The following is a 25,392-nucleotide window of genomic DNA, read 5'->3' on the forward strand; positions in this document are numbered from 1 at the left end:
TGATTCTTCTAAATCAAAATCCAAATCAAATTCTTCAGCTTGGGCTTCAGGTTCGCTTTCTTCTGATTCTTCTAAATCAAAATCCAAATCAAATTCTTCAGCTTGGGCTTCAGGTTCGGCTTCTTCCTCCAGTTCTCCCAAGTCAAAATCTAACTCCTCGTAAGCTTCTCCTAAAGCCTCTCCGTCCGAACTTCCCTCGGGTAGTGGAGATTGTCCGAAGAGTGCTTCGAGTTCGGCCGTACTTTCTTGTCCGAGACTCAGAGCGTTGCCCAAATCGTCGCTTTCAGCCTCAGCGTAGTCGGCTTCGTCTGTTGTAGCTAACAAATCGTCGATCGAAATGTCGTCGTCTTCAGCCTCCTCAACCGGAGCGTTGTCCTCATCTTCCAATCCACCAATATTGAGGAGGTCTTGAAAATCGGCATCGAGGTCTTCCTCATCGCCATCGTCAGCATCGGGTCCATCGGGTCCCACAGCATTGAGGAGGTCGTCGAGTCCCGTATCGTCTTCGTCGGCATCGGGGCTTTCGCCGTCACCAAAGAAGTTATCGCCGAAGAGTTCTTCGGCTTCCGTTTGAGAGTTCGTGGCGGAGGTTTCGTTCTCGTCGTCGAACAAATCGGAAAAATCGCTATCCACATCGCCGCGCGTTTTCCCGTTAGCGGCGGCGGCCATACCCGACGGGTCGAAATGCTCCACGTCGTCCCAATCTTCGAGGTCTTCGGTATCTCCTTCAAACAGATCGGCCAAGCTGCTGAGTTCGGCCATACCTACTTGAGGTCCGTTGGCTTCGCGTTTGGGTTTGCGAGGTCGATCCGAGGTCGGTTGGGAAACCGGCGGCGATTTAGGTTCGGGGGTGCTAGGTTGGGGCGATCGCCCGTTGGCTTCGACCTCAGTTTCAGTCGTCTCGGGTTCGGGAACGAGATCTCGAAGGCGCTGACTCGGGGAAATTTCCTCGGCGCGATTGGCTAACACCAGTTCTTGAGCCTGTTTGATGTCTTTTATGACCACCGAGGCCAGACTCGAAAAGGTATTGTTGGGGGAGGCGATCGCCGCCCGAGTCGTTTGCAGGAGTTCGACCCAGGCATCGAGGTCGAACTGTTCCCCCACTTGCCCCAATAGGCGACAGAGTTGTTGGAGGTTTTGGCGAACGTCGGAGGTATCGGGCTGTTTGAACAGTTGCAGCATTTCCCGCAGTCGCGCCATCACGTCGCTTTGGAAAATCAGGTGCAGGGCGCTGTCTTCTTCCGACCGAGTGGGTAGAGGACTGGTGACGGGCAGTGCAGGCGAATGGGGCGAGGTTTTGGGCGGGGGAACCACTTCCCCGCGCACGAGGCGATGGAGATGCGCGACCAACTCCCGACAGACGGGTTCGATGTCGGCCACCACCCGCTCGGATTCATCGGGATTGAGTCCGGCTGGACTTTGCAGGCGATCGAGCAGTTCTTGCAGGCTGTCGAAAATCTGCAAAAACAGCGATTCGAGTTGTCGGTCGGCGGTAACGGGGGCATCTTTGAGAACTTTAAAACAGTCTTCGAGGCGATGAGCGACGGTTTGAATGGCGTCGAGTCCTAACATCGCCGCTCCGCCTTTGACGGAGTGGGCGGCGCGGAACACGGCGTTGAGGAGTTCGGGATCGTCGAGGGTGCCTTGCAGGTCGAGCAGTCCGCGTTCGATCGTATTGAGATGGTCGCGGGCTTCCTCGATGAAGAACCCCATAATTTGCGATTGTTCGGGTACCATTTTTTCAGTGAGCAGTGAGCAGTGAGCAGTGAACAGTGAGGGCAGTTCGCTTTTCCCTTCTTGCCGCTTGCCGCTTGCCGCTTGCCGCTTGCCTCTTGCTGAAGGGAGAGTCTTAGCGTTCGTTGGTTTCGACGCGGAACCGTTCCACGGAGGTGAGCAGGTCGCGAGATACACCCACGAGGTTTTGTAGCGCACCGGATACGCGGTGGGCTTCTTGGGAGGTTTCTTGAGCGGTCAACTCGACCGCTTGCATCACCTGAGCCACGGCGCGGGAGGTTTCAGTTTGTTCGACGGTATCGGCGGTAATCGATCGCACCAGGACATCGATGCGGTTCGCCACCTGAATAATATCTTCGAGGGAGCGTTTGGCCTGTTCGGCCAGTTTTGTCCCGCCGATGACCTGTTGCTGACCTTCTTCCATGGCCATCATCACCGACCCAGTTTCGCTTTGAATCTGCATCACGATCTGTTCGATTTCTTTCAACGCCTTAGCCGAGCGGTCTGCCAACTGTCGCACCTCGTCGGCAACGATGGCGAAGCCGCGACCGGCTTCCCCGGCTCGTGCCGCCTCGATACTGGCGTTGAGGGCCAACAGGTTGGTTCGGGAGGCGATACCGCTGATGAGGGCGACGATCTTGGAAATTTCTTGAGAAGATTCCGCCAGGCGCTTGACTTTTCGCGTGGTTTCTGCTACAGTTTCGCGAATTTCCAAGATACTGGCCACGGTCCGTTCGACGGCTTCGCCCCCTTTGAGAGCGGTCGCCGACGCCGATCGCGCCACTTCTTCAGCTTCTCGAGCGCTCTTAGCCACCTGTTGAATGGAGTTGGTCATGACTTGAACCGAGTTCAAGGTCGCTGCCAGTTCCTCCGCTTGTCGTAGAGCGTCGGAGGCCAAACTGCGGGCGAAAGATTCACTATCGGTAGCTCCTTTACTCACCTGTCGCGCCGCCTGTTTCACCTGCAAAACGATTTCCCGCAGGTTTTGAATCGTCAAGTTAAAGGAGTCGGCCACCGCCCCGAGAACGTCGGCTGTCACCTCCGCTGTCACCGTCAAGTCGCCTCGCGCCGCGCCTTCGACGTCATCGAGGAGGCGAATCACCTGCCGCTGCAAGTCTTCCTTGGCCTGTTCCATTTCTTCGGCGCGGCGTTGGGCTTCGTTGGTAGTGGTGTAGACGATGCGAGCCATCTGGTTAAACTTCGCCGACATTTGCCCGAGTTCGTCTTCCGACAGCACCGCGGCCCGCACGCCGAAATCTCCTTGAGCGATCGCTTCAAAGGCCGCTTGTAAGTTCGTCGTGGTGCGCCGTACCTGACCCGCGCTCAAACGTCCCAACAACCAAGTGGCTGTTCCGCCGGCCAAACCGGCCGTGACGGACATCGCAAGGCTAGCCAGTTGCGCCTGGGGCAGCAAGCGATCGCGCAGAGCCAAATCGAGGCGATCGTTGCCCGCCAAATACCTCGTGGTCACGTGACCGATGCCGGCCACGGCCACCGCCGACGCGATGCCGGCCACGAACGCCGCCAAACGGGGTTTCGCCTGTAAGTTAGCGTTCTCGAAAAACGCCAGCGGACCTTGTTCGACGCTCACCGAAGGTTCGCTCGTGCCGCTTTCCGTTTGTGCGAACGCTGGCAACCGTTCGCTACTGTTGGCGATGGCAAACAACTCTTCATCGCGAACGATCGACCCGTCGGTCATATCCGCGAAATCTTCCGTTTCCACCCCCGTCGTCTGTTCTAAAAAGCCCGAGGTGGTATTGAAATCCGACGAATCCGTATCCTCGTCGCTTTCAAAACTGGGCATATCCCCGAGGTCGTCGAACTCGTCGAACTCCTCGAGAAAATCCACACTCGAGGAGCGATCTCCCGTTTCGTCGGCGGTAAAGTCCTCGTCGTCGATATCGAACTCGCTATCGCCGAAATCCCCTTCAAAACTCTCGAAGTCGAAACTATCGCCCCCCGGACGAGCGGTTTCCGGGGCGACGAGCGTCGGGTCGTCTTCCTCAGTGTTGTCGAAACCGGGAGAGGACATCCGACCCGAAATTGGCGGTTCCTCCTCGGTTGCCGTCGCCCAACTGGCCGCTTCTTCGTCGAACTCCCCACTGGGCACATCGTCGTCCGGCGGCGAAGTCAAAAAGGTTTCCGCGCCGCTTTCGTCGGTTTCCTCAGTCGAAACCTGCTGGAAGTCCTTGCTGTCCGTATCGGGATCGAAATGGCCGAAAGGCACTTCTTCGTATTCTTCTTCTTCGTCCCAATCTTCTTCAAAGGTTTCACCGCTTAAACTCGAAGGCATCCCGCTCGTCGGACTGGCAAACGGTTCTTCTTCGCCGTCGTCGAACTCGCGGTCATCGAATTCAGCAAACGGCGTTTCCTCAAACGGCGTTTCCTCGGCGAACGCTTCGTCTTCTTGCCCCTCGTCGAACTCAGCGAACAGTTGAGGGAGTTCGATATCATCGAGTCCGTCTTCGATCTCGAGATCCTCTTCCTCTTCTCCGATTAAATCCGGCATCTCTTCGGTGGGTAACAAGTTGGGTAATTCGTCCCAACTATCCTCTTCGTCGAGTTGCGGGGTTTCCTCTACTGCAAAGGGGTTATCGGCTTCCGATTGCGTCTCCGGCGTCAGGTCGAACTCTCCCGTTTTCAGCGCTTCTTCGGCCGCTTCGAGGTCGAACGGCTCGAAGGCTTCGCCTTCCTCACCGGCCCCTTGAGCCACCTCGAACGGCTCGAAGCTTCCACTTCCAGGGGTTTCCTCCTCGAGGTCGAAGTGACCCAGTGCGGGTTCTGCGACAGCCTCTTCGTCCAGGGGGCTTTCGGCATTGAGGTCGAACTCGCCGAACTCGCCTTCGTCAGCATCCCCTTCCGGGGACAAGTCGAACGGTTCCAACGCCTCGCCTTCATCGACCTCTTCGATCGCGCCGTTTTGGAAATCGAACGATTCTGACTCGTCTCCCTCTATTTCTAACCCTAAATCGTCCCAAGCGCCCTCAGCCTCGAAATCTTCTTCTATCTCTCTGTAATCGGCTTCTCCGTAATCGGCTTCAGGTTCTAACAGTTCAGTTCCATCGGACTCGAAGCCGTTGTCGTAGGCTTGCGTCGCTTCAGCATCGTACTCTTCAAATTCTGGCGCTTTACCGTTTCCGGAAATTTGCGCCACATAATCGATACCCTGACGAGCGTGGTCGTGGAATTCCGAATCGTCTGTAATTTCAAAAACGCTCTGATATTCCGTCCGAGCAATATCGTAAGCTTGCAACCCACAATAAATATGCCCTCTCAGCAGCCGAGTACTGGGGTCGTCAGGATACTTCTGGGCCAGTTCGTCCACCAGCGGCGCAGCTTCGTCGTAGTTTCCTTCGACGTAAGCTTGCTCGACACGTTCGTATTCTCGGGCAAAGTCAATACCTGGTTCCATTTGCCTCCCCCAGTTCTACGGTCAAAACTCCTCCATCTCCTGTAGCGGATACGAGGGGTGGACACCCGAAGGTTTTCCTCGCTTTAACGAGGAAGTCGATAGCCACAACGGACGGCGATCCCCTTCATCCACACCTCGGGTTCAAGCCGCCCACCGTGCCGAACGCAGGATTGAGACTCGATCGAGTAGTCTCAGCGTTACTGGCCGTTCGTTTTCTTCAAATACCCATTCCCCTTGTAAAAAGGGGGCCATGCCATCTGGCACGTTGGTGGGCATTTGCAGTTTCTCGAGATCGAGCCACTGCATCTTGACGATACGTTCGACGGCTAACCCTAGTATAGTGTCTTGGTCTTCGACGGCAATCACAAATATTTCAGCGCGATCGGAGTTGAGCGCCAGGTTGTCACCGAGAAACTGTCCTAAGTCTGCTACCCAAATCACGCGACCGCGCACGTTAAACGTTCCGAGCAACAACGGCGAAACGTTGGGCATCGGCGTAATGCGATCGGGCGGTGGGTCTAGCACTTCGCGAATTCCCGTAGCGGGGAGGGCGAATTCGTTGCCAGAAGGAACTTGAAATCGAAGGTGTAGTTCGCCTTCGGGGGTCTCGAGTTCTTGGAATTCCGGCGCCTGATTGGGGTCCGCCTCGCCCATTAAAAAGTCTGGGTTACCGACCATTCCCTTGCTATCTTAACCTCTGAGCATTTGTTTGACCGTGCCGATCAGCTCCGTTGGCTGGAACGGTTTGGCCACGTAGGCATCTGCACCCTGTTTCATGCCCCAGTATCGATCGAATTCCTCCCCTTTGGAGGAACACATCACCACGGGAACGTTTTGGGTTTTAGGATCGGCTTTGAGTCGCCGACACACCTCGTAACCGTTCATCCGGGGCATGACGATATCTAACACCACGAGATCGGGAGGATTTCCCTGAATTTTGTCGAGAGCTTCGACGCCATCTGTGGCCTCGATGACCGTTAGCCCACTTCCGCGCAGGAGGTTGGCGATCATCTCTCGCTGGGTCACGCTATCTTCGATAACCAGAACTCTACTCATTACTGTCTTACCTGTTCGCAAACGCGCTTGACGAACTCCGCCCCACTCGCCCTTCGCTGCCGATGGCACTCGGGCGATGCGTTCGTCTGGGGAAAGCCAACACTATCCTAAACGCCAACGGTTTTCGATTCCATCAAACTGAATCGTTTTTTGCCGAGGATTCAGTATTATTATATTTCGCCATCGATGTCTACTGCCGTTGATGGGGAGAGGGGGGATGGGGAGAAACTATCAACCATCTCATCATCTCATCACCTCTTCACTGAAACAGGTCGGGATCGTCGAAGCCTGCGTCGGTGGAGGGGCGATCGGGCGGCCCGCCGGGGCCGACGTATTTTTCGACGAGCATTAACAGTTCTTGTTCGCCGAAGGGTTTGGTGAGATAGTCGTTGGCGCCTACCATGCGCGCACGCACGCGATCGATAAATCCGTCTTTTCCGGTCAACATGACGATGGGCGTTTGGCGGAAGGCGGCGGACTTGCGTAACATGGCGCAGAGTTCGTAGCCGTCGGGTTCCGGCATGGCGATATCGCACAGGATTAAATCCGGTTTGAGGGGAAAGACTAAGGATAGGGCTTTGAGGGAACTGCCGAAGGAGGTGATTTCGTAACCATGTTGTTCGAGCATATACTCGACGGTTTTACGAACTGTTTTCTCGTCGTCGATGCAGACGATGCGAGGGACTCTGGCAGTCGGCGGACGCAAGCCGGAATCGAACTTGGCGGCGGGGGAAATATCGGGATGAGGGGAAAATAACTGTACCCAGCCTTGTTTGACGTAGGGATAGATGGCTTTGGCGATGGGGACGATTTCTCGGTGTAGGTAACGGGACATTTGCCGCAGGGAGGTTTTTCCGTCGGCAATGCGGCTGAGGGTGGTAAAGGCTTTTGGTGGTAAGGCGTCCCGCAGGCGATCGGGATCGGAAATCAGCGGGCATTGGTTGGGAGATTGGACGTGGGGATAAAACTGTTTCCACTCCTGCACCTGTTTGGCAATTTTCGCCATCAGGGGGGCGATTTCGAGGGTGGTGAGTTGGGGAGCTAAGGCCGGCCCCATGTCGAAGATAAAGCTGCCTTGATGCAGGCTCAAGAGGTCGAACAGGGTTTCGTGAATCATTTTGCGGAGAATGCTCCGCCCTTGCATCGGTGTCAGGCGGTGGGTTTCGAGTAAATGCCACAGAAATCCGTACTCGGGGGCGTTGGTTGAGGCGAGATCGGGGCGTTCGACGCCTTCGAGTACGTCGTCGAGTTGGTAGTAACGTAGGTAATCCCGCAAGCGTCCGAGGTTGCCGTCGCGACTTTCGGCGGCGTAGACGATTTGTCCGTTAAAGAAGAACACGAACCAGGAGCTTTGAGAGGCGGCGTCGCGACTGATATAGGCTGGAGAATAGGATCTCGAGCCGGTAGGGAGCGCACTATAGGTTTCCACGAAGAGTTCCCCCGTCCGCTGACCGAGTTCGATCAGTTGCAGGATGCTCCGAATATCGATTTCGTTTAAATTTCCCTGCATTTAGCTCACAACTGGTGCTGTGTTCTGGCGATATCCCCACTTACGGCAACGGCAACGTTTTCTCGGCGTTTCCGTCGGCGGACGGTCTGGACGAGGGAGGCGCTTCGCCGATTCGCTCTCCAAGGGAGACCCGTGCGATCGCTCTGCGGGGTCCGACAGTCGTGTTTTCGGGGGCGGCGTCTTGTGCCAGACGAAAGCGAGCGGGTTAGGATAGGAGAGGTCGATCGCGATCGCACCTGCAAAAATCCGGGTCGCCTCGGCTCCCCCTAGTGTCGTATCAGTGGGTTAAACGATACTCAACGATACTAATTTATTATGGACTCGATCTCGACGTTCGGTTTAGGGGCGGCGATCTTCTCGATCGGGCGACGCTACGGTGCAGCGCAGCCCTTAAACTGGTAGCGCAGGCGTCTTTAGTCTGTCTCTCAAGCGAGTTCGATCCTCGGCATACGATATTCGGGAAAGGAAGAGTTAGCGTGCTGTATCTAGCGGAAGTCCTCAAGAAAAGCGGCGTTTTCGGAAGTGGAAAAACGGAGTTGAAGCTGCTGGCGATGCAGCGAGGTGAGTATAACTGGATGCCTGTCACGGGTGATGATGTCATTTCGGCTGATGAAGCGGGAAATTTCAACTCGGGGGCTTTGGTGTTCGCCGAACTCACGGCGAACAAGCAACTTCAAGGGACGCCCAAGGAAGCTGGGGGACAGTTGGTCAAAATCCTCCAGAATTTTTCGCGGTTTCAGGAAAAGTTCAAAACTCAAGAGGAAGAGATCGAGCAGTGGAAGCAATCGCTGACGTATCAAAGTCAGGAACTCAACCGCCGCGAGATGGAGATGGAGGCGCGACGGGAGGAGCTAGAAAACGTTCAGCAGGAGTTGAGCGAACTGGAAGCTAAACGCGGCGAAATCGAAGCCAGTAATGCGGAAATGGAGCAGTTGCGGGCGGAGGTCGATCGCTCTCGTCAGGAACTCGAAGCCGCCTGGGAACAGCTTCAAGGGGAACGGGAAAGTCTTCAACACCAACAATCGGAACTCCAAGATTCTGTGGGGTTGGACGCGGAACAGGCGGAAAGTCTTCAGCAGTGGTTGCAATATCTGGCTGAAAGCGTCGGCGATGGAGCTGCACTTCGGGAACCGCTGGCGGGGTTGGAAGGCCAGGTGTCGGCTCAGCAAGGGTGGCTCGAGGAACGGACGACTCAGTTGGAACAGTGGCGCTCGGAGGCAGAAGGGCAACAAGGGGATCTCGAGGCGGCGGTGGCGGATCTCGATCGCCGTTGGGAAGAGTGGCGTCAACTCCAGTTGGAGTTGGAAGGAAAACGGGTCGATCTGGCAGCGAAGGAGCGCCTGTTAGAGGCCAAGCAGCAATTTGTTGAAGTTTTGCGGTCTCAAGTTCAGTCGAGCGAGGAGTTCGCCAACAGTCTCTCGAACCTTCCCGTTTCTGGAGGTGAAAATCGCGATGGAGGCGGCGTCGATTGGGAACAGTTGGAACGGATGCCCCTCAACGATCTGCAACAGCGGGTTCGGGAACTGCAAAGCGAGCTGGAAACGGGGCTGCGGTTGGTCATCGACGAGCAGGAAGAGTTGATGATGCAACGGCTCGACCTCAACGAGTTGGAGGCGAAGTTAGCCCGCGCCAGCGATGCCGATCGACCGTCGCTTCAGGCGGAACTGGCGGACCAACAGGAAAGTTATAAGTTCCTCAACGAAACTCTCATCGGTCAGCGTCGCAGTTTGCGCGATCGAGAACGCATTATGAACCAGCATCAGAGCGTGTTGTGGCGTCGCTTGGGCAACCCCCCGGAACCGCCAAGTTCTGGCGGCGGCGTGGATGTCGGTCCGCTGCAACAGAAGGCGTCGCAACTGCGCCAACAACTCCTCGATCGACTGCAAGCTCTGGAAGGGGAAATTAACGGCTTACAACCGGAAATCGACGGTTTGCGTCAGGAGGTCGAACAGAAACAAGCGGACGGGGAAAGCCGCCTCGGGGAACTGCAACAGCAAGATCGGGAACTGCGCGATCGCCGCGCTCAGGTGGCGCAGTTGTGGGGTAAGGTCAATACGTATCACGAGGTGTTCGACCCGCTGCGCGATCGCGTTAACGAAATGAAGTCTCATCTCGAGGCGCTCTCGCAAGGTCTCGGTGAGTTTGAGGAAATGGCCGAGGCGCAACGAAACGCGGTCAGTCAACTGCAAGCGTCGATTTCGGGATTGATGGAGGAGTCGGCTTCGGCTTGAGGAGGCGGACGCCAGAGAATCCAAGGACGCTCGACGCAGGCGATGGCACCGCCGGGAAAGGGATCGGTTTGACTGCGACCCGGTGCCTCGATGAGGGCGGTGAGTTTTTCGATATGTTTGAAGCTAGGGGCGACGGCTAGGTGAAGGGTAAGAAACTGACGCATCGCCCGCCGCCGCAGGGCCAGAGGTGCGGCTTTTAAGGGACGGCGATCGAGCCGCAGGGGCAAACGCCCGTCTGTATCGTCGTCGGCGGCGGCGATCGCCTGTTGTAGCAAAATTTCAGCTTCTCGTTCGAGATGCGCCACCTCTGCCCGCAGGAGTTCGGCGGTTCGCGCGAGGTGAACTTCGACGGCGGGGTTGAACTGTTCTTTGAGATAGGGCAGCAATTCGAGGCGAATGCGGTTGCGAGGATGCTTGAGATCTCGATTCGTGATGTCTTCCCACACGGGCAATCCTCGCTCTCGGCAAAATTGCCCGGTTTCGTCTCGGGAGATTTCTAGTAACGGACGCACGAGAGATACGCCGTCTGTGAGTTCTCGACGCCATGCCAACGCCTGCAAGCCGTCGGCACCTGTACCGCGAACCAGGTTGTAGAGGAGCGTCTCGGCGCGATCGCTCTGGCTATGTCCCGTCACGACAACCTTGAAACGCTCCCTTACCGCAATTTGCGCCAGTTCGCCGTAACGCCACCGACGCGCCGCCGCTTCGCTGGGAACGGCTTCGCTGGCAACGCAACGGTAAAACGGCAAGTTCCAGGTTTTGGCTAAGGCTTCGACGCGATCGGCGTTGGCGGCGGAATCGTCGCGCCATCGGTGATCGCAGTGGGCGATCGCTAACTCCCATTCCCATTTCGGCTGTAAGTCCAGCAGCAGCCGCGCCAAACAGAGGGAATCCTGTCCCCCCGAGACAGCCATGAGGATTCGTTGGCGTTTGGGGAGCAGTTGGCTCTGTTTGAGGGTGCTGTGAACCCGCGTGTGGAGAGGCGTCCAAACGTCCATACTGTCAGCCGATAGGGAAAGGTTTCCTAGAGACGGCTAACCTAGCATTAACAATTGCGGTTTGGCAATCATCACTAACCCGAAAAACAGCATGAAGGAACCGCCGACGAGTTTTAAGACGCGCCCTTGTTTTTCGGTGATGCGGGCGGATTTAAAGGAGTAGATGAAGTTGAAAAGAATGGCGAACAAGGGAACGACGTAAATGGCAGCGTACAGTGCTGTCCAAGAGATGCCGCAGAGGTTAATGCCCCCTTGACAGCGTTGGACTAAACTCGCCATGTAGACGGTGGGCAAAATTGCCGTACAGCCGAGTTCGACTAGGTTCACGAAAGCCGCCAAAACCACGGTACCGCCGATGGCTGTTGCGAAGAACCGACGATCTCGTGTGGAGTGTTGTAGGTTGCGAACGATCGAACTCGCCCGTTTGGTAATGGCCACTTGCTGCTTGTTGGACAGGGTGAGGGAAATATTTTTTTTGAAGAAAAAGTAGTCTTTAATGTTGATAATTCCGGCCGCAGTGACGAGAATTCCTAAAACCACCAACACGATATTTCCATACTGTTCGATAAATACCGAGCCGACGGACACCATGAGCATGATAAAGATAAAGTACATGACGGCGGAGGTGGTGATAAAGGTGGTTCCCACGATCGTCATGTCGCGACGGCTTTTGGTATAGGTCAGCAGGGAGAGTAAAATAATTAAAACGGTAAAGGCGCAGGGATTGAATCCGTCGGCTAAGGCAACGATGGAGACGAAAAGAGGAAAGGGAAGTTGTCGGGCAAATTGTTGAATGAGGGCGTCGGGTACTAAGGTGACAAACCAAAACAGGCTCAAGATTAAAACGGCAAAAAAACCACCGATCCAATACCGTTGTTTTTGCGAACTTTTGAGGTGAGGTCGCACGAAGGGATAGCTGACGAGGTAAATTCCCGACAAGCTAAAGACGTACCAGGGCAACCCCGATGATGAGTTTTCTTCGGCTTCTTCGGGTAAAACGATATCGATTCCGGCCTGGTTTTCTATAGCTTGAATAATTTGGTTGCGATAGCCGGAATAACCATTGTAAACGGGGTTGTATTCGAGGTCTCCTTCTTGTTCGGTATAGCCGATAAATGACATTTCTCCGATAAAGGTTCGAGGTACGGCGGCGTTGCTAATGCCGTATTCTTCCCGAAAATTGTCCCAGACTTGGGGGTTTTGGGTGACTTCGTAAGAAATCACGTCGATTTCTTCGTAGGTTTCGTCAATGTATTCCATCAACGGTTCTTGTTTCATACAGTGGGGACAGGTAGCACTGTAAAAGAAATAGACCTCTAAGGTATTTTCTTCGGCCACCGCCTGACTGGGGAAGGCCGCGAACAACAACCCTAGAAATAGTAGGCAAGACAGTAGGAATTTTACAACGCGATCGAATCCCATATTTATCTCCTGCGAGTTGAGTCTCGATGGGTTTCAAGACAAGTGAGGGGGACGACGGATCGGACACTCGATCGAGGGAAAGCCCATAGGGCGATAACGCAATTTTTGGCTTCGGCGTTCGGACAAAAAAATTCGATCGAGCGATTTTTAATCCGCGAGAGTCCCCATAAAACTCCAAGGGAAAACGAGGTTCAGATATCCGAGGTCTTCAGAACCAAATCGTCTTCACTCCCCGGTTCGCGAGTTTCTATTTAATTTTAATTCTTCTTTTATCGAAAAGCGATCGCCCTATCGATAAGATTTTTAAAGCCCGCTGGATTTATGAATTGATTTATACAAAAATTTATGTTAATTAACTTGTACGACTCGTAAACGTTTTGTAACTTATTTCTAATTTTAAGAAATGCTGCGTGTTCACTCTCTTCGCCTCCTCCGCCGCGCCCTGGCCGGTTTGCTGTTCGCGATGCTGCTGGTGCTAGGCAGCGTTGCCAGTCCCGCTCGTGCGGAAGGACTCGACGCAACCGCCCCAGTCTCGGAAGCGGTGGGTCAGTGGTTGCAATCACTGCCCCGCGACTACTACAACATTAATAACGTCGAATCCCTGAAAAACGTTGTCGCCTCGAACGAGGCTCTCCTCATCGACGTGCGGGAACCGCGAGAATACCGCCGAGGACACATTGGCGGCGCGAAAAATATTCCCTTGCGAGATCTTGCCCGTCGCAGCGATCGCATCCCTCGCGATCGCCCCGTGGTGTTGTACTGTACGACGGGTTATCGCACGGCTATGGGCGTTTCCGCCTTGAGACTCCTCGGTTACGAGAACGTCTCCGGTTTCGCCCCGAGCTTTCAAGGCTGGAAAGCCGCTGGAGAACCCGTTGAAACCTCCTCCTGGTTGTAAGGCGAAAACCGTGAGAACCTATCAGATCGACTGTTGGAAGGTTTTGAGGTGTTCCGAGTGTTGTGCTTGGGCTTCGAGATGGACCGACAGTCGATCGCAAACCACCTCGCACAGTTGAAACACCACCGGGTCGGCGATTTCATAGTAAACGCTAACCCCCTGGGGCGTCCGCTGGATAAATCCCGCTTGCGTGAGAATTTTTAAGTGTTTCGAGACGTTGGCTTGACCGAGTCCCGTGGCCTCGACAATCTCAGAAACGTTCTTCGTTCCCGACTTCAACGTACAGAGAACGAGCAAGCGACTGACCTCGGACAACACTTTAAAGTAGTCGGAGACTTTCGCCAGGGCCGCGATAGAAGTGGATTGCATGAGTCTGAATTTTCGTACTATCTTAAGTTATTCTTAATATTATATGGTTCTATTAGGTTGAGACTCTGACGAGTTGGGAGCAGTTTCGCTACAGGATTTCCGCTTTGTCCCGCGACTCGCTAGGATCGAGACAGTACGATCGGCGTTTCGCGCCTCGAACGCACTGAACTCATAACACGCCAAATTTCGAGATCGATAACTAAGGGAGAAGATTTCAATGGATCTGGTATCGCTCCAGAACGGACTGGACAATATTTCGTTCGCTGTTCTGTTTGCCACCATGTTGGTCTACTGGGTAGGCGCTGCCTTCCCGCGCCTTCCATACCTGAACGTTTTGGGGACGACAGGAATGGCCGTCGCCAACCTCTGCATCGCCACGCTACTGGGAGCGCGATGGCTCGAAGCGGGTTACTTTCCCATCAGCAACCTGTACGAATCTTTATTTTTCTTGACTTGGGGGCTAACGGCCATCCATCTGGTGGCAGAGTACACCAGTCGCAGCCGTTTGGTGGGAGTCGTCACCGCCCCGGTCGCCATGAGCATTACGGCGTTTGCGGCCTTGACGCTGCCGGAAACGATGCAGGTGTCGGCACCGTTAGTCCCGGCGCTGAAATCGAACTGGTTGATGATGCACGTTAGCGTCATGATGATTAGCTACGCCACGTTGATGGTGGGATCGCTGTTGGCCATCGCCTTTTTGGTGGTGACGCGCGGCCAGGACGTGGAATTGCGGGGAAGTTCGGTCGGAACTGGAGCGTTTCGCGATCCCAAGCGTCAAATCTGGCAACCTCAAGCGAAGGCACCTCAGTCTGAAGCTACGGTCAACGCCTTTCAGTCCGACAGCCAAGGGGGTGGTGTAGCCACGCTCGATCGCGTCGCCACGACGCCGAAAACTGCCGTTCTCTCACCGCAACGGTTGAGTTTGGCCGATACCCTCGATAACGTCAGCTACCGCATTATCGGTTTGGGCTTTCCCCTCCTCACCATCGGCATTATCGCCGGGGCGGTTTGGGCCAACGAAGCTTGGGGAACCTATTGGAGTTGGGACCCGAAGGAAACTTGGGCGTTTATTACCTGGTTGGTGTTCGCGGCCTATCTCCACGCCCGCATTACTCGCGGTTGGCAGGGGCGTCGCCCCGCCATGCTGGCTTCGGCTGGCTTTGTGGTGGTTTGGGTGTGCTACCTGGGCGTTAACCTCCTCGGGAAAGGGTTGCACTCCTACGGTTGGTTTTTCTAGAGAATCGATCGAGACGGTCGGTCTAGACCCTCGACTCTCTTGGGGGTGAATCCCCCGCTTTCAACCCTCGGTATCGCAGATATGCCGGGGGTTCTGTACTTTCGAGAGCTGTGGGTATATATTGTTTTTATTCGATGACTAAATTAAAAACAATTGATAAAAATCTATAGATAGGTTAGGATCGAACTTTCGATCGAGTCTTGTTGGCTGCGTCAAACTCTCTCGCACCGGAAACTCCGAGCCGAAGGTGCGATCGCGAGACCGTAGCGTAACTGTCGCGAAAAGAAGGATGATTCAAGCTACTCTCCACCAATTGCACGTCTTTGAAACCGTCGCCCGTCACGGCAGTTTTACCCGCGCCGCCGAAGAACTGTCCATTACGCAACCCACGGTTTCAACTCAAATCAAACAACTCACCAAGTCCATCGGACTCCCTCTGTTCGAGCAAATCGGCAAACAACTATACCTCACGGAGGCAGGACAGGAACTCCTCACCACTTGTCAAGACATTTTCTCGAAACTGGCGAATTTCGAGATGACGGTGGCGGACTTGCAGGGCAAAAAACGGGGACAACTGCGCCTAGCAGTGGTCACGACGGCCAAATACTTCGTTCCGCGCATTTTAGGCTCGTTCTGTCAGCAGTATCCTGATGTGGATATTTCCCTACAAGTCACGAACCATCAAAAACTGGTGCGTCGGATGTTGGACAACCAAGACGACCTGTACATTCTCAGTCAACCGCCCGAAGATGTCGATTTGGTGGCGCAGCCGTTTCTCGACAATCCCTTGGTGGTGGTGGCGCCTCCCAACCATCCCCTCACCCGACGCAAGCGAGTGCCGATTTCAGCTTTGCAGGGGGAAACCTTCATCATGCGGGAACCGGGTTCGGGAACGCGGCGAGCGGTGCAACAGTTACTCGATCGTGAGAAGATTTCGGTAAACGTGCGGTTGGAATTGGGCAGCAACGAAGCTATCAAACAGTCTGTGGCCGGAGGTTTGGGGATTTCGGTTCTGTCGGCGCACTGTTTGCTGCCGGAGTTGACGGTGGGAGATTTGACGGTGTTGGAGGTCGATCGATTCCCGATCGCCTGTCGCTGGTACGCGATTCATCTCCACGGAAAGCAGCTTTCTGTCATCGCACGGTCGTTTTTAGACCATCTGCTTTTGGAAAGCCAGCAGATCCCGATTTTCGAGAAGTTGGAGAAAAAACACGCCGTGCAGTTAACTTAAGGGGTTGTTTCTCCATTGAAACGGTTTCGATCGCCTGACCGGAACGCCGACGCTTCTAGAATTAGGCGATCGATCGCACTGTTTCGACTAAGGCTTCGAGCGCCAACGCCTGCTCTCGGTTCGCCCGAACGATCTCTTGCGTGCTAGTGGACACTTCGTCGATCGCCCCTTGGATGTCCTCGAAAAGCTCGGAGGTATTTCGCGCCATCTGCACCCCAGAATCGGCGGTTTCGTTGCCTTCTTCGGTCACGTTGGTGGTGCGGTTGATGTCGTTTTGAACCTCTGTAATCAACGTGCGAATTTTCTCCGCTGACTGCTGGCTTTGGTCGGCCAGTTTGCGAATTTCTCCGGCCACGACGCCGAATCCTTTCCCGGTTTCTCCGGCTCGCACCGCTTCCACGGCGGCGTTCAAGGCCAACATATTGGTTTGGGCGGCGAAATCTCCCACAAGCTGGGCGATGGTGTTAATGCGATCGATACTGTCGCTTAACTGACGGATTCGATCGACGATTTCCCGCACTTGCTCTCGCACCTGCTGGGTTCCGTCAAAGGCTCGCCCCACTGACGAGGCTCCGGATTTCACCAAGACTAACGACTGTTGCACGCGGTGTCCGGCGGCTTGGGACTGCTGCGAGACTCGGTCGGCGGAAGATTTCAATCCTTCGATTTGTTGTAATGCTTCCCGCACGAGCGCCTGTTTGCGCTGTTCTTCCTGCAACGCCTGGTTTTTCTGGGCTAACAAATCGTTGCGTTCCTTGATTTGCTGTTCTAATTCTGTCGCCTGTTGGATCGATCGACGTGCGAACGGACGCAACAACAACACCGTTATCCCCGTTCCCAGTAGGGTCACGCCGACGATCGTCCAACCGAGGACTCTCAAATCTCGATCGATCGCGCTGTAGAGTTCCCGGCGATTCATGGCTACGGCGAGACCCCAATCTATCTGTTCGATGGGGACGTAAGCGACGATTTGCGGCTTCTCCGAGTCGGAAACCAAGTGCGTCCCGCTGTCGCCTTGAGTGAGGGCGCGTTCGATTCCCTGTCTCAGTACCCTCTCTTGGGTGTCGTCGTATTGGGACAAAAACAACTCGATCTGACCGTTGCGCTGAGTTCCCAATGCTGTCGTTCCCGTTTCGCCCAATCCCGTTCGATCGCGCAGGATATTTTTCAAGCGCGACAAGTCGAACAGCACGACGTCCGTTCCGACGCGTTGTCCGTTCCCGTCGAGAATCGGCGCCCCTACGACAAGATAGGACTGACCCGACAGGGTAACGGGATCGCGAAATTCTGCGGTTCGAGCGTTGGCGGAGGGAACCACCCACAGCGATCGCGGAATCTCCCGTCCGACGCTGACGGCTAGATTTCCTTGTCGGTCGAGGCGGGTAATTCCCAGAACGTCTTCAAATTGGTTTAACGCATCTGTTAAAATCCCCTGACTGGTAGCGGCAAATTCCCCTCTCTCGATCTCGCCGCGATTGTAAGTTTCGAGGATTTGACGAGCGCGAGTGCGACTGGTAATCTGCATGGCGATGCTTTCGAGTCGCGAGAGAAATTCTTCCACCGTAAAGATGCGCGTTGTGGCGGCGAATTGCAGTTCTTTGCGGACTTCGGCTTTTATCTGTCGCGACAGGGGAAACACCGCCACCGCCGCCACGATCGCGCTGACGATGAAAATTCCGACGGCCGAGGCCGTCACCAGGTATCTTTGAAAATGGCGAGTATGGGCTTGAGAGGTTTTTTTGTCTGCACGACTCGTTCCTACGGACTTTGTTCGCGGGTTGGATTTTCTCGAATCTCTCACACCTAAGAGGTACCTGAGAAAAGCACGAGAGGGAAGTCCTTGAGGGACAGAGATTCGAGTATCGATCGCATCCCGATTCTTGACATTTAACTATAAATATGGTATAGGAAAATTTTTCCTGTAAATTATCAATTATCAATTATCAATTATCAAGATGGATTTTCCGAGATACAAACCTCCGTTCTGGCTCAGTAACGGCGTGGCCATGACGGCGTACATCGCCTTGCGATCGCGCCACACTTGGGAAAAAACGATAGGCTACGACGCCCCGCCAGAGCGGGAAATGGAGTTTGTGGGAGCGGGAGGAACGCCCATTTACGGCCGCGTCGCCTGTCCGGACAATCCAAAAGGGACGTTCGTTGCTACTTACGGCATTGTAGGAACCCTAGACAATCAATGGTATCTGGAACTGTTGAAGCGCAAAGCGTACCATCGCGGTTACGCGGTGGTGACGTTTGACTGGCGGGCCCACGGACGCACGGGGTTACTGTCTCCAGCGCTCACCTCAGACGGTCTGTATGAAGGAGAAGACTTCCTGAGAATTGCGGCGGCGGCGCTGCAATTGGGATGTCCGGCGCCGATTTGGTTTTCCGGCTATTCTCTGGGCGGTCAACTGGCGCTGTGGGGGGTTCGCATTGCGGAACGGGAACCGGAACGGTTGGCGGATTTAGCCAACGCTGAGGCGGTGTTGCAGGGACTCGGCGGTGCGGCGACGATTTGTCCGAGTTTGGATTCGACGCGATCGCTGTCTTATTTAACGGCTCACCCCATCGGACGCTATTTAGAACAGTCGATCGTCCGAGCCTTGAAAAAGCTGCTACACCAGTTAAAAGAGGCTCATCCGGGGACGATCGATCCCGAAGCCATCGATCGGGCCAATACGATCTGGGGATTCGATCGAGAATTCGTTATTTCGCCGTTAGGCTTCGAGTCGGTCGAAGACTATTACGCCGCCAGCAGTCCTCTCCCCTGGCTTGAAGAACTCCAACATCCGACGCTGATTCTCTACGCCGCTGACGATCCCCTTTTCGCGCCGACAATTCTCCCCGATCTTCAAAGTGCTTGCGCCATGAATCCAGCCATCGATCTACTACTGACCCAACGGGGCGGCCATGTCGGTTATCTGGCCAGTGAGGGCGCTCGCCGTCAGGCGAGAGACGAAGATTGTTGGTGGGCGTGGAATCGGGTTCTCGATTGGACAGCGCGATCGTTACAGTAACGATAACAATAAGAGATAACAGGGGTGCGATCGCCGTTTAAATCGTCAAACTTTCCGGGTCAAACTGACCTGACGCGATGGAACTTCGATCGAAATCAGATTTGAGTTTGACAGGCGACAACAACACGCGACAACAAAAACAATGAAAAAAGCATTTTTAATCCTAGGCGAACTCAACAACGAAGATATCGATTGGCTGGCTCGCCAAGGTCGCAAACGCACCCTCGACGCGGGAGGGACTTTAATTTACGAAGGCCAGCAAATTAGCGCCCTGTATTTCGTGTTGCAAGGAGAGTTCAGCGTCGTTCTGCATCCCCCCGACGCCGAACGAGAACTGGCTCGCATTGCAGCCGGAGAGGTCATTGGAGAAATTTCGTTTATCGATAATCGCTTGCCCATTGCCACGGTGAACGCAGTCGAACCCTCAGAAATTCTCGAAATTCCTCGATTTCGCATCGTATCGAAGTTAAATCAAGATGCAGGATTCGCCTCTCGCTTTTATCGCGGACTGTCTCTGTGTTTGTGCGATCGAATGCGGGCCACGGTGCGCCGACTCGGTTACGGAACCACGTTAGACTCTCCGGAACTGTCTGACACCGAACCCCTGACCCTCCACCCGCAGGATTTGGATTTAGTGCGGGCGAAGTTTCAATGGTTGGTACAACAAGCCCGTTGAGGAGACGGTTCCATCGCCGTCGATGGCTCTCCTCCTCCGGGTCAAGGGCTTGTAGGGAGGAGCCTGTTAACTTTGCGGCTCGAAGTCCTCTTTAGTGGCGCCACAAACTGGACATACCCAATCGTCGGGAATATCGTCGAATGCCGTACCCGGTTCGATACCGCTGTCGGGGTCGCCTTTTTCGGGTTCGTAGACGTAACCGCAGACTGTGCAGACGTATTTTTGCATGGTTGGCATTGCCAGACGGCAGTTTTCAAAGCTACGATTTCATCCGTAGCGCGGGATTTCGGTGAATTTGACAAATTTTAGAAAGGTTTTAGGGTTTACGAGGTGGCTTGCAACGCCTCTAATCGGGTTAAGACTTCCTGGCTGTGGATGGAGGGATTGACTTTGACGAATCGATCGCGCAAAATCCCTTCGGGATCGACGATGAAGCTGTGACGAACCGATCGTGAATAAATCCAAGAGCCGTAAGCCTTGCTAACGCTGCCGTCTAGGTCGGAGAGCAAGGGAAACCGCAAGCCTTCTGAGTCGCAGAAATCTTCGTGAGACTTCACGTCGTCGGCACTAATGCCGAGAATTTGCGCGTTTCGATCGATATACTCGGGTAAGTCTTGTTGAAATCGTCGTGCCTCCAAGGTGCAACCGGGGGTAAAATCGGCAGGGTAGAAGTACACCACCACCCACTTACCTCGATAGTCGGATAGCGACACCTCTCCCTCTCCGGTATTCGTGGGTAAGGTAAACTCTGGCGCCGGTTCGTTCAACGGTGGTAGCGTTCCCCCCATCGCGAAAGCCGGTTGCGCCATTCCACCCCAGGCGGCGACAATGGCGAGACAACTCGCCCAGGTGAGTTGCAAAATCAGTTGTAAAAGTTTGCGACGAGATACCATCGGTTTTGTTCGATATCTGAACGATCGGTTCGATTGCTTTTTATTAGTTTACATAAATTTACATTTTCCGCGATGACCCTTGCAGTTCTGTCTTTTCCCGACGCCGACGCGACGCGCCGTTTCGGGGTTCAATTGGGAAAATATCTGCCGCCGCTGACGACGTTACTTCTTGAGGGGGATTTAGGTAGCGGTAAAACGACGCTGGTTCAGGGAATCGGCGAAGGGTTGGGGATTGCTGAGGCGATTGTCAGTCCCACGTTTACGCTGATTAATGAATATCTTGAAGGTCGCGTGCCGTTGTATCATTTCGATTTATATCGGTTGCATCCTGATGAGATTGAAGAGTTGCAACCGGAAGTTTATTGGGAAGGGACGGAAGTTCGACCAGGAATTACCGCGATCGAATGGTCTGAACGGTTGAGTTATTTACCGAAAGCCTACGTTCGCATTCGCTTGCAACACGAGGATACGGCGCTTCAGGTGGAGGTTTCGGCGGTCGGAACTGTTTCTGACGATATAAAAGCTTGTTTTGAAGGGGTTTGATTGAAAATATAACGTTAAGGCTGTAGATCCCCGGCATCTTGGAGATGCCGGGGATCTGGCGGGTTCTGCAAGTTGGGAAAGGTGAACCTGCCATCAGACTGGGAATCTAGGGCGATCGCACCGAGTCTCGAGATAACCCATTGCAAAAAACTTCTAATCCGGTTGCAATGCAACTTAAGCCAGACCCCGATCGACCTAGCCTAAACGCGACGAATTTCCCCAGTACAGCGGGTATTTAAAGGGCGTACTGAGGAAATTGCACCGAAAAATCGACAAAAACGAGAATAGGGTTTAGATTACTCGTCTTCCCAGACTTCAACGGCTAACAGCTCGCTGAGGGGATCTTGCATGGAGAACTCGAATTCAAGCAGTTCTTGCTTGAGACGGGGCCACTCGTCGCCAAACAGGAAGGCGACTTTCCAAATGCGATCGCTAGGTTGAACGACCTTAGAATCGACGAGCGAGCGTACTTGACGCTGCATTTTCACCATAGGATGAATTACCTGATGGTTCATACGACCTCTTGAATTGTTCAAATCCTCTTGACTTTATGGGGTTGCTATCGCGGCGCTTGATGAGTTCTTGCTTCGACAAAAAGCGCCGACAAATTTCCAATACTATATTTATACCTGAATTCAACCCAATTTGACAAGCACTGTCGCAAAAAAGCCGAAATTTTAGGCACTCGCGCCGATAATTCGGCTCGATCGATAACAAAAACTAATCCAACAGAAAGTGAAAATGCTGATTTTCTCAACACTGGCTCTATCTATCGAAAGAAGACGCAAAGGTTGGCGATCGCGTTCCTGGGAAAGTTAGCCAAAATCCCGTCAAAACTTCACCCTCCACAATCAAAGGGATGATTTTTCATCCGTGGCGGAAAGCGGCACGAGATCGAGAATCCACTCCGATAAAATCCCGTTAACTTCCTCGGGGGCTTCGTCTTGGGGACAGTGTCCGACGCCCTCCAAGACGACGAATCGATCGACCGCCGAATAGTTCTCGAAATCTCGCGCCAGTTCCAACGGTTCCCAAGGATCTTCAGCCCCCCAAACCACGAGCGTCGGACAAGTCAAGCGTTCGAGCAACTCCTCCGGAAGCGGACCTTGAGAATAACGCGTAAACGCCACGAACACATCGCTGGCGCGGGGGTCTTTCGCCGGTTCGATGAGGAGTTCGATCAGTTCCTCCGTCACCCGTTCCTGGCGTTTGTAGGCTTGTAGCAAGATATTACGAACCGTTTTCGGCGTCGCCAGTTGCGTAAAGAAAAAGTCGCCGACGGGTTTAATCCCTAACAAATTCTGCAATAGGGGCGCTCCCATGCGTTTGAACCAAGATTGCGTAGCGGGTCGTTTGTCGTGAAGCAGACGCAACGAACAGTTTAACTGCACCACGCCGCGCACCCATTCCGGATGGGTTGTCGCCGTTTGCATGACGACGATACAGCCGATAGAATTTCCCACGAGAAACGCCGCTTCTCCCACGATGTCGCGACAGAAATCCGCCAGCAAATCCCCCCAGGTTTCAAAAGTGTAATCGACGACTAAACCGGGAGTGGGTTTGTGAGATTTGCCAAATCCCAGTAAATCCAGGGCGTAAACGCGACAGGAGCGGGCGAGAGCGGGAATGTTATCGCGCCAATGGCCGATGGAGGCGCCGAAACCGTGAACTAGCACCACAGCGGGGCCGGTTTCGCCGGATTGTCGGTAACAGATGCGGAAACCGCGCCAACGCCAAAAGCGATCGACCTCGGCGGAAGGGGCAGAACTGGCGGGTGAAACAGATACCATCACTGCGAAAACGAAACGTCTGTGTCTTTAGTTTAGTTTTTTGGAAGGCCGTCAGGGGAGTTCGATGGCCACGGTCAGATCCCCGTTTCGTTTCAACACCCGCGCCACGATGGACTCTCCGACACGATCGAACGCTAAATCCACCGTCGCCGAACCCAGTTTAACGCCGTAGAGTTTCAGTTGATTTAAAGAGGGTAGCAAACTGGGATTTCGCAAGGTTAACCGCTGAGAGTCTGCCTCGGGAACCGGGTTGAGGGTCATTTGCAACAGTTGAAACACCGTTCCCGTCGCCCAGGCTTGGGGGGAACAGGCGACGGGGTAAGGCACCGGAGGGCGTCGATCGTGGCGATCGAACCCACAAAACAGTTCTGGCGGCCGTCCGTCTGTTTGATGTTTCGTCATATCGAACATCGCCTGCGCCACCTTTAACGCACTGTCGAGATGGCCGATTCGACGCAATCCCAAGGTGACGATGGCGTTATCGTGAGGCCAAACCGATCCCAAATGGTAGCCGATGGGATTGTAGGCGGGGGACTGGTGGCTGAGGGTGCGAATCCCCCAACCGCTAAACAAATCCGGCGCCATCAAACGATGTCCCACCGCCTGGGCTTTCTCGTCCTCGAGAATTCCCGCAAACAAGCAGTGTCCCGGGTTGGAGGTGATGCTATCGACGGGGTTTCCGTCGCCGTCGAGGGCGAGGGCGCAATAATTCTCGTCTTCGAGCCAAAAATCTCGGTTAAAGCGCTGTTTGAGGTCTTCGGCGTCCTTACGCCAACGCTCTTGTAAATCGGGGCGATCGCATTTTCGGGCCAACTCGCTCAACCGTATTTTCGCCGCGTAAACATAAGCTTGCACTTCGCACAGGGCGATCGGTCCGGAAACCAGTTGTCCGTGGCGATCGACCATACAATTGCCCGAATCCTTCCAACCTTGATTGTCGATGCCGCGATCGCTGCGCCGCCAATAGGTTAAATAGCCGGTTTCGCTGGATTTCCCATCGATCCAATCCATCGCCGCCACTGCAGAGTCCCACAGTTGGCGCAGCGTCTCTATATCCCCCGTCCAAGCGTAATACTCCGCCAACAGCAGCAACCACAGCGGCGTCGCGTCTACGGTTCCGTAATAGGGCGTATGGGGGATTTCCTCACATCGCGCCATTTCCCCGAGACGTAGTTCGTGCAAGATTTTACCGGGATCTTCGTCGTGCCAGTCGCTCTCGCGCCGTCCCTGATAGCGGGCTAAAATTCTGAGCGTATCCCGCGCCAGGAGGGGATCGAACATCAACAACTGCCACGCGGCGATAATGGAATCCCGGCCGAAGAGCGTCGAAAACCAGGGAATCCCCGCCGCGAGGACTGTTTCTTCCCCAAAGGACTGACGCAAAACGTAAATATCTCGTTGGGCGCTGGCGAGAGTGCGATCGACCTCCCGGTTGTCCGTTTTTGGCTTAGTTATGCGACTGCGCCAAGCATTCCAAGCCTCTCGCGCTTCCTTTTTTGCCTCAGATAGGGTGTTCGGAATCGCCACCGTCGGACTCAACTGGCGATTTCGCAGCAGACGCACCCGATAGCCGAGGGTTTGCGTTACCTGGGGATCGAGAGTGAGTTGCCAAACGACTGTATTACCGACTTTGCCATCGGGGAGGCGATGTTGGAACTCGATTTCCGATTCCATCACTTCCCCGTCTAAGCCTTTGTAGGCAAACTGAATCCGGCTGATATCGGGATGAGCTACCAATACTTGACCGCGATGCGATCGCTGCTGGTACTGTCGCACCTCGAACAGATCCCGAAAATCCGCATCCACACTGAAACTCAGTTGCACCGAAACCGGATGCCTGTTGTAATTCGTCACCTCGATTTCTTCAAACAATCCGCCGCGAAGCACCAGATGGCGAAAAATCCCCAACGTTTCCAAGGGAATCCGTTCCCCGAAACTAGGATTGGTACAAGACACCGTCATTTCTCCGCCTGAGAGAGCTTCGCTATCCAACAGAAGCAGCGATCGCCCCTCAATTTGCAGTTCTCCGCGACTGAGAAAGCGGGTGTCTTGACAAAATAATCCTGTTGTGGTATAATGATTTTTTTCAAATTTCCCCGCCATCGGGGAGGTAATATTTCCGAGGCGATCGGTGACGAGAAAAATATCGTCGTCTTTCAGAACCCGCGTCGGTTGGCGAGGTTCGCCTTCGGCTTCGGGCCAGCGAACCTGTTCCCAAGACGGCACGTATTGCTGACTTAACAACTCCTCTGAAGCCATCGCTCTTACAGTGAGCAGTGAACAGTGACCCTGTTGAGGGGATGAGGTCTTGAGGAGAGGGGGAGATGAGGAGAGGGGGAGAAATGGTAAATTGTCAATCCCCTCATCCCATC

The 25,392-nt window shown here is 54.4% G+C and carries 22 protein-coding genes; 8 read left to right on the top strand and 14 right to left on the bottom strand.

Features of this window, described 5'->3' with window-relative positions:
- The 5 genes from ACP5D4_RS07930 to ACP5D4_RS07950 all read right to left on the bottom strand — a co-directional run.
- Positions 1 to 1,737 (bottom strand): Hpt domain-containing protein (locus tag ACP5D4_RS07930; RefSeq protein ID WP_428011092.1); only part of this gene is annotated, 1,737 nt, incomplete at its 3' end.
- A gap of 112 nt (positions 1,738 to 1,849) precedes the next feature.
- Positions 1,850 to 5,146: a methyl-accepting chemotaxis protein gene (locus tag ACP5D4_RS07935; protein ID WP_428011093.1), complete on the bottom strand. Its 3,297-nt coding sequence runs from the start codon at positions 5,144 to 5,146 to the stop codon at positions 1,850 to 1,852.
- A gap of 141 nt (positions 5,147 to 5,287) precedes the next feature.
- Entirely contained in the window at positions 5,288 to 5,824 is a 537-nt protein-coding gene (locus ACP5D4_RS07940; protein WP_428011094.1) for a chemotaxis protein CheW, read from the bottom strand.
- Positions 5,825 to 5,836: 12 nt separating this feature from the next.
- The gene (locus tag ACP5D4_RS07945; protein WP_017663555.1) at positions 5,837 to 6,202 is read right to left on the bottom strand and encodes a response regulator transcription factor; all 366 of its coding nucleotides are present in this window, start codon (positions 6,200 to 6,202) and stop codon (positions 5,837 to 5,839) included.
- A 259-nt stretch (positions 6,203 to 6,461) separates the two neighbouring features.
- Entirely contained in the window at positions 6,462 to 7,712 is a 1,251-nt protein-coding gene (locus ACP5D4_RS07950; RefSeq protein WP_428011095.1) for a response regulator, read from the bottom strand.
- Between the two features lie 14 nt (positions 7,713 to 7,726).
- On the opposite strand from ACP5D4_RS07950, the gene ACP5D4_RS07955 reads away from it, so the two are divergent.
- Both ACP5D4_RS07955 and hmpF read left to right on the top strand, forming a co-directional pair.
- Entirely contained in the window at positions 7,727 to 7,921 is a 195-nt protein-coding gene (locus tag ACP5D4_RS07955) for a hypothetical protein (RefSeq protein WP_428011096.1), read from the top strand.
- 267 nt (positions 7,922 to 8,188) lie between these two features.
- Positions 8,189 to 9,943, top strand: a complete 1,755-nt coding sequence (gene hmpF / locus ACP5D4_RS07960) for a pilus motility taxis protein HmpF (RefSeq protein ID WP_428011097.1) — start codon at positions 8,189 to 8,191, stop codon at positions 9,941 to 9,943.
- Here the strand turns inward: hmpF and tilS are convergent.
- Positions 9,892 to 10,941 (bottom strand): tRNA lysidine(34) synthetase TilS, encoded by a 1,050-nt coding sequence (tilS, locus tag ACP5D4_RS07965; RefSeq protein WP_428011098.1) that lies wholly within the window; start codon positions 10,939 to 10,941, stop codon positions 9,892 to 9,894. The two genes, hmpF and tilS, sit on opposite strands and share 52 nt — an antisense overlap.
- A 36-nt stretch (positions 10,942 to 10,977) precedes the next feature.
- Complete coding sequence (locus tag ACP5D4_RS07970; protein ID WP_428011099.1) at positions 10,978 to 12,363, bottom strand: glutaredoxin family protein; 1,386 nt, start codon at positions 12,361 to 12,363, stop codon at positions 10,978 to 10,980.
- A 403-nt stretch (positions 12,364 to 12,766) separates the two neighbouring features.
- Here ACP5D4_RS07970 and ACP5D4_RS07975 point away from each other — a divergent pair, with 403 nt between their 5' ends.
- Positions 12,767 to 13,261 carry a rhodanese-like domain-containing protein gene (locus ACP5D4_RS07975; RefSeq protein ID WP_428011100.1) on the top strand — a complete coding sequence of 165 codons (495 nt, stop codon included), beginning with the start codon at positions 12,767 to 12,769 and terminating at the stop codon, positions 13,259 to 13,261.
- Between the two features lie 21 nt (positions 13,262 to 13,282).
- On the opposite strand, the gene ACP5D4_RS07980 is transcribed toward ACP5D4_RS07975, so the two are convergent.
- A complete protein-coding gene (locus ACP5D4_RS07980) occupies positions 13,283 to 13,630 on the bottom strand; it encodes an ArsR/SmtB family transcription factor (RefSeq protein WP_428011101.1) in 348 nt (115 codons plus the stop codon).
- 217 nt (positions 13,631 to 13,847) lie between these two features.
- Here ACP5D4_RS07980 and ccsB point away from each other — a divergent pair, with 217 nt between their 5' ends.
- Together ccsB and ACP5D4_RS07990 are read left to right on the top strand one after the other, a co-directional pair.
- Positions 13,848 to 14,867: a c-type cytochrome biogenesis protein CcsB gene (gene ccsB, locus ACP5D4_RS07985; protein WP_428011102.1), complete on the top strand. Its 1,020-nt coding sequence runs from the start codon at positions 13,848 to 13,850 to the stop codon at positions 14,865 to 14,867.
- A 289-nt stretch (positions 14,868 to 15,156) separates the two neighbouring features.
- Positions 15,157 to 16,098: a LysR substrate-binding domain-containing protein gene (locus ACP5D4_RS07990; protein ID WP_428011103.1), complete on the top strand. Its 942-nt coding sequence runs from the start codon at positions 15,157 to 15,159 to the stop codon at positions 16,096 to 16,098.
- A 61-nt stretch (positions 16,099 to 16,159) separates the two neighbouring features.
- Here ACP5D4_RS07990 and ACP5D4_RS07995 read toward each other — a convergent pair whose 3' ends face one another.
- Positions 16,160 to 17,794, bottom strand: a complete 1,635-nt coding sequence (locus tag ACP5D4_RS07995) for a methyl-accepting chemotaxis protein (RefSeq protein ID WP_428011104.1) — start codon at positions 17,792 to 17,794, stop codon at positions 16,160 to 16,162.
- 259 nt (positions 17,795 to 18,053) lie between these two features.
- On the opposite strand from ACP5D4_RS07995, the gene ACP5D4_RS08000 reads away from it, so the two are divergent.
- Both ACP5D4_RS08000 and ACP5D4_RS08005 read left to right on the top strand, forming a co-directional pair.
- On the top strand, positions 18,054 to 19,118 hold the full coding sequence (locus ACP5D4_RS08000; protein ID WP_428011105.1) for a YheT family hydrolase: 1,065 nt from the start codon (positions 18,054 to 18,056) through the stop codon (positions 19,116 to 19,118).
- Positions 19,119 to 19,260: 142 nt separating this feature from the next.
- Positions 19,261 to 19,794, top strand: a complete 534-nt coding sequence (locus tag ACP5D4_RS08005) for a cyclic nucleotide-binding domain-containing protein (RefSeq protein WP_428011106.1) — start codon at positions 19,261 to 19,263, stop codon at positions 19,792 to 19,794.
- A gap of 66 nt (positions 19,795 to 19,860) precedes the next feature.
- Here ACP5D4_RS08005 and rd read toward each other — a convergent pair whose 3' ends face one another.
- Both rd and ACP5D4_RS08015 read right to left on the bottom strand, forming a co-directional pair.
- Positions 19,861 to 20,022: a rubredoxin gene (gene rd, locus ACP5D4_RS08010; protein ID WP_428011122.1), complete on the bottom strand. Its 162-nt coding sequence runs from the start codon at positions 20,020 to 20,022 to the stop codon at positions 19,861 to 19,863.
- A gap of 95 nt (positions 20,023 to 20,117) precedes the next feature.
- On the bottom strand, positions 20,118 to 20,687 hold the full coding sequence (locus ACP5D4_RS08015) for a peroxiredoxin (RefSeq protein ID WP_428011107.1): 570 nt from the start codon (positions 20,685 to 20,687) through the stop codon (positions 20,118 to 20,120).
- Between the two features lie 72 nt (positions 20,688 to 20,759).
- Between ACP5D4_RS08015 and tsaE the strand changes: the two genes are divergently transcribed.
- The gene (gene tsaE, locus ACP5D4_RS08020) at positions 20,760 to 21,230 is read left to right on the top strand and encodes a tRNA (adenosine(37)-N6)-threonylcarbamoyltransferase complex ATPase subunit type 1 TsaE (RefSeq protein ID WP_428011108.1); all 471 of its coding nucleotides are present in this window, start codon (positions 20,760 to 20,762) and stop codon (positions 21,228 to 21,230) included.
- Between the two features lie 296 nt (positions 21,231 to 21,526).
- Here the strand turns inward: tsaE and ACP5D4_RS08025 are convergent, their stop codons facing one another.
- The 3 genes from ACP5D4_RS08025 to ACP5D4_RS08035 all read right to left on the bottom strand — a co-directional run bounded on the left by ACP5D4_RS08025 (position 21,527) and on the right by ACP5D4_RS08035 (position 25,279).
- Positions 21,527 to 21,745 (bottom strand): DUF4327 family protein, encoded by a 219-nt coding sequence (locus ACP5D4_RS08025; RefSeq protein WP_026098007.1) that lies wholly within the window; start codon positions 21,743 to 21,745, stop codon positions 21,527 to 21,529.
- A gap of 336 nt (positions 21,746 to 22,081) precedes the next feature.
- A complete protein-coding gene (locus ACP5D4_RS08030) occupies positions 22,082 to 23,020 on the bottom strand; it encodes an alpha/beta fold hydrolase (protein WP_428011109.1) in 939 nt (312 codons plus the stop codon).
- Between the two features lie 51 nt (positions 23,021 to 23,071).
- On the bottom strand, positions 23,072 to 25,279 hold the full coding sequence (locus tag ACP5D4_RS08035; protein WP_428011110.1) for an amylo-alpha-1,6-glucosidase: 2,208 nt from the start codon (positions 25,277 to 25,279) through the stop codon (positions 23,072 to 23,074).
- Between the last annotated feature and the right edge of the window lie 113 nt (positions 25,280 to 25,392).

Origin of the sequence: Baaleninema sp. (genome assembly GCF_049974805.1) — a bacterium.
Taxonomy (GTDB): domain Bacteria; phylum Cyanobacteriota; class Cyanobacteriia; order Cyanobacteriales; family Geitlerinemataceae; genus Baaleninema.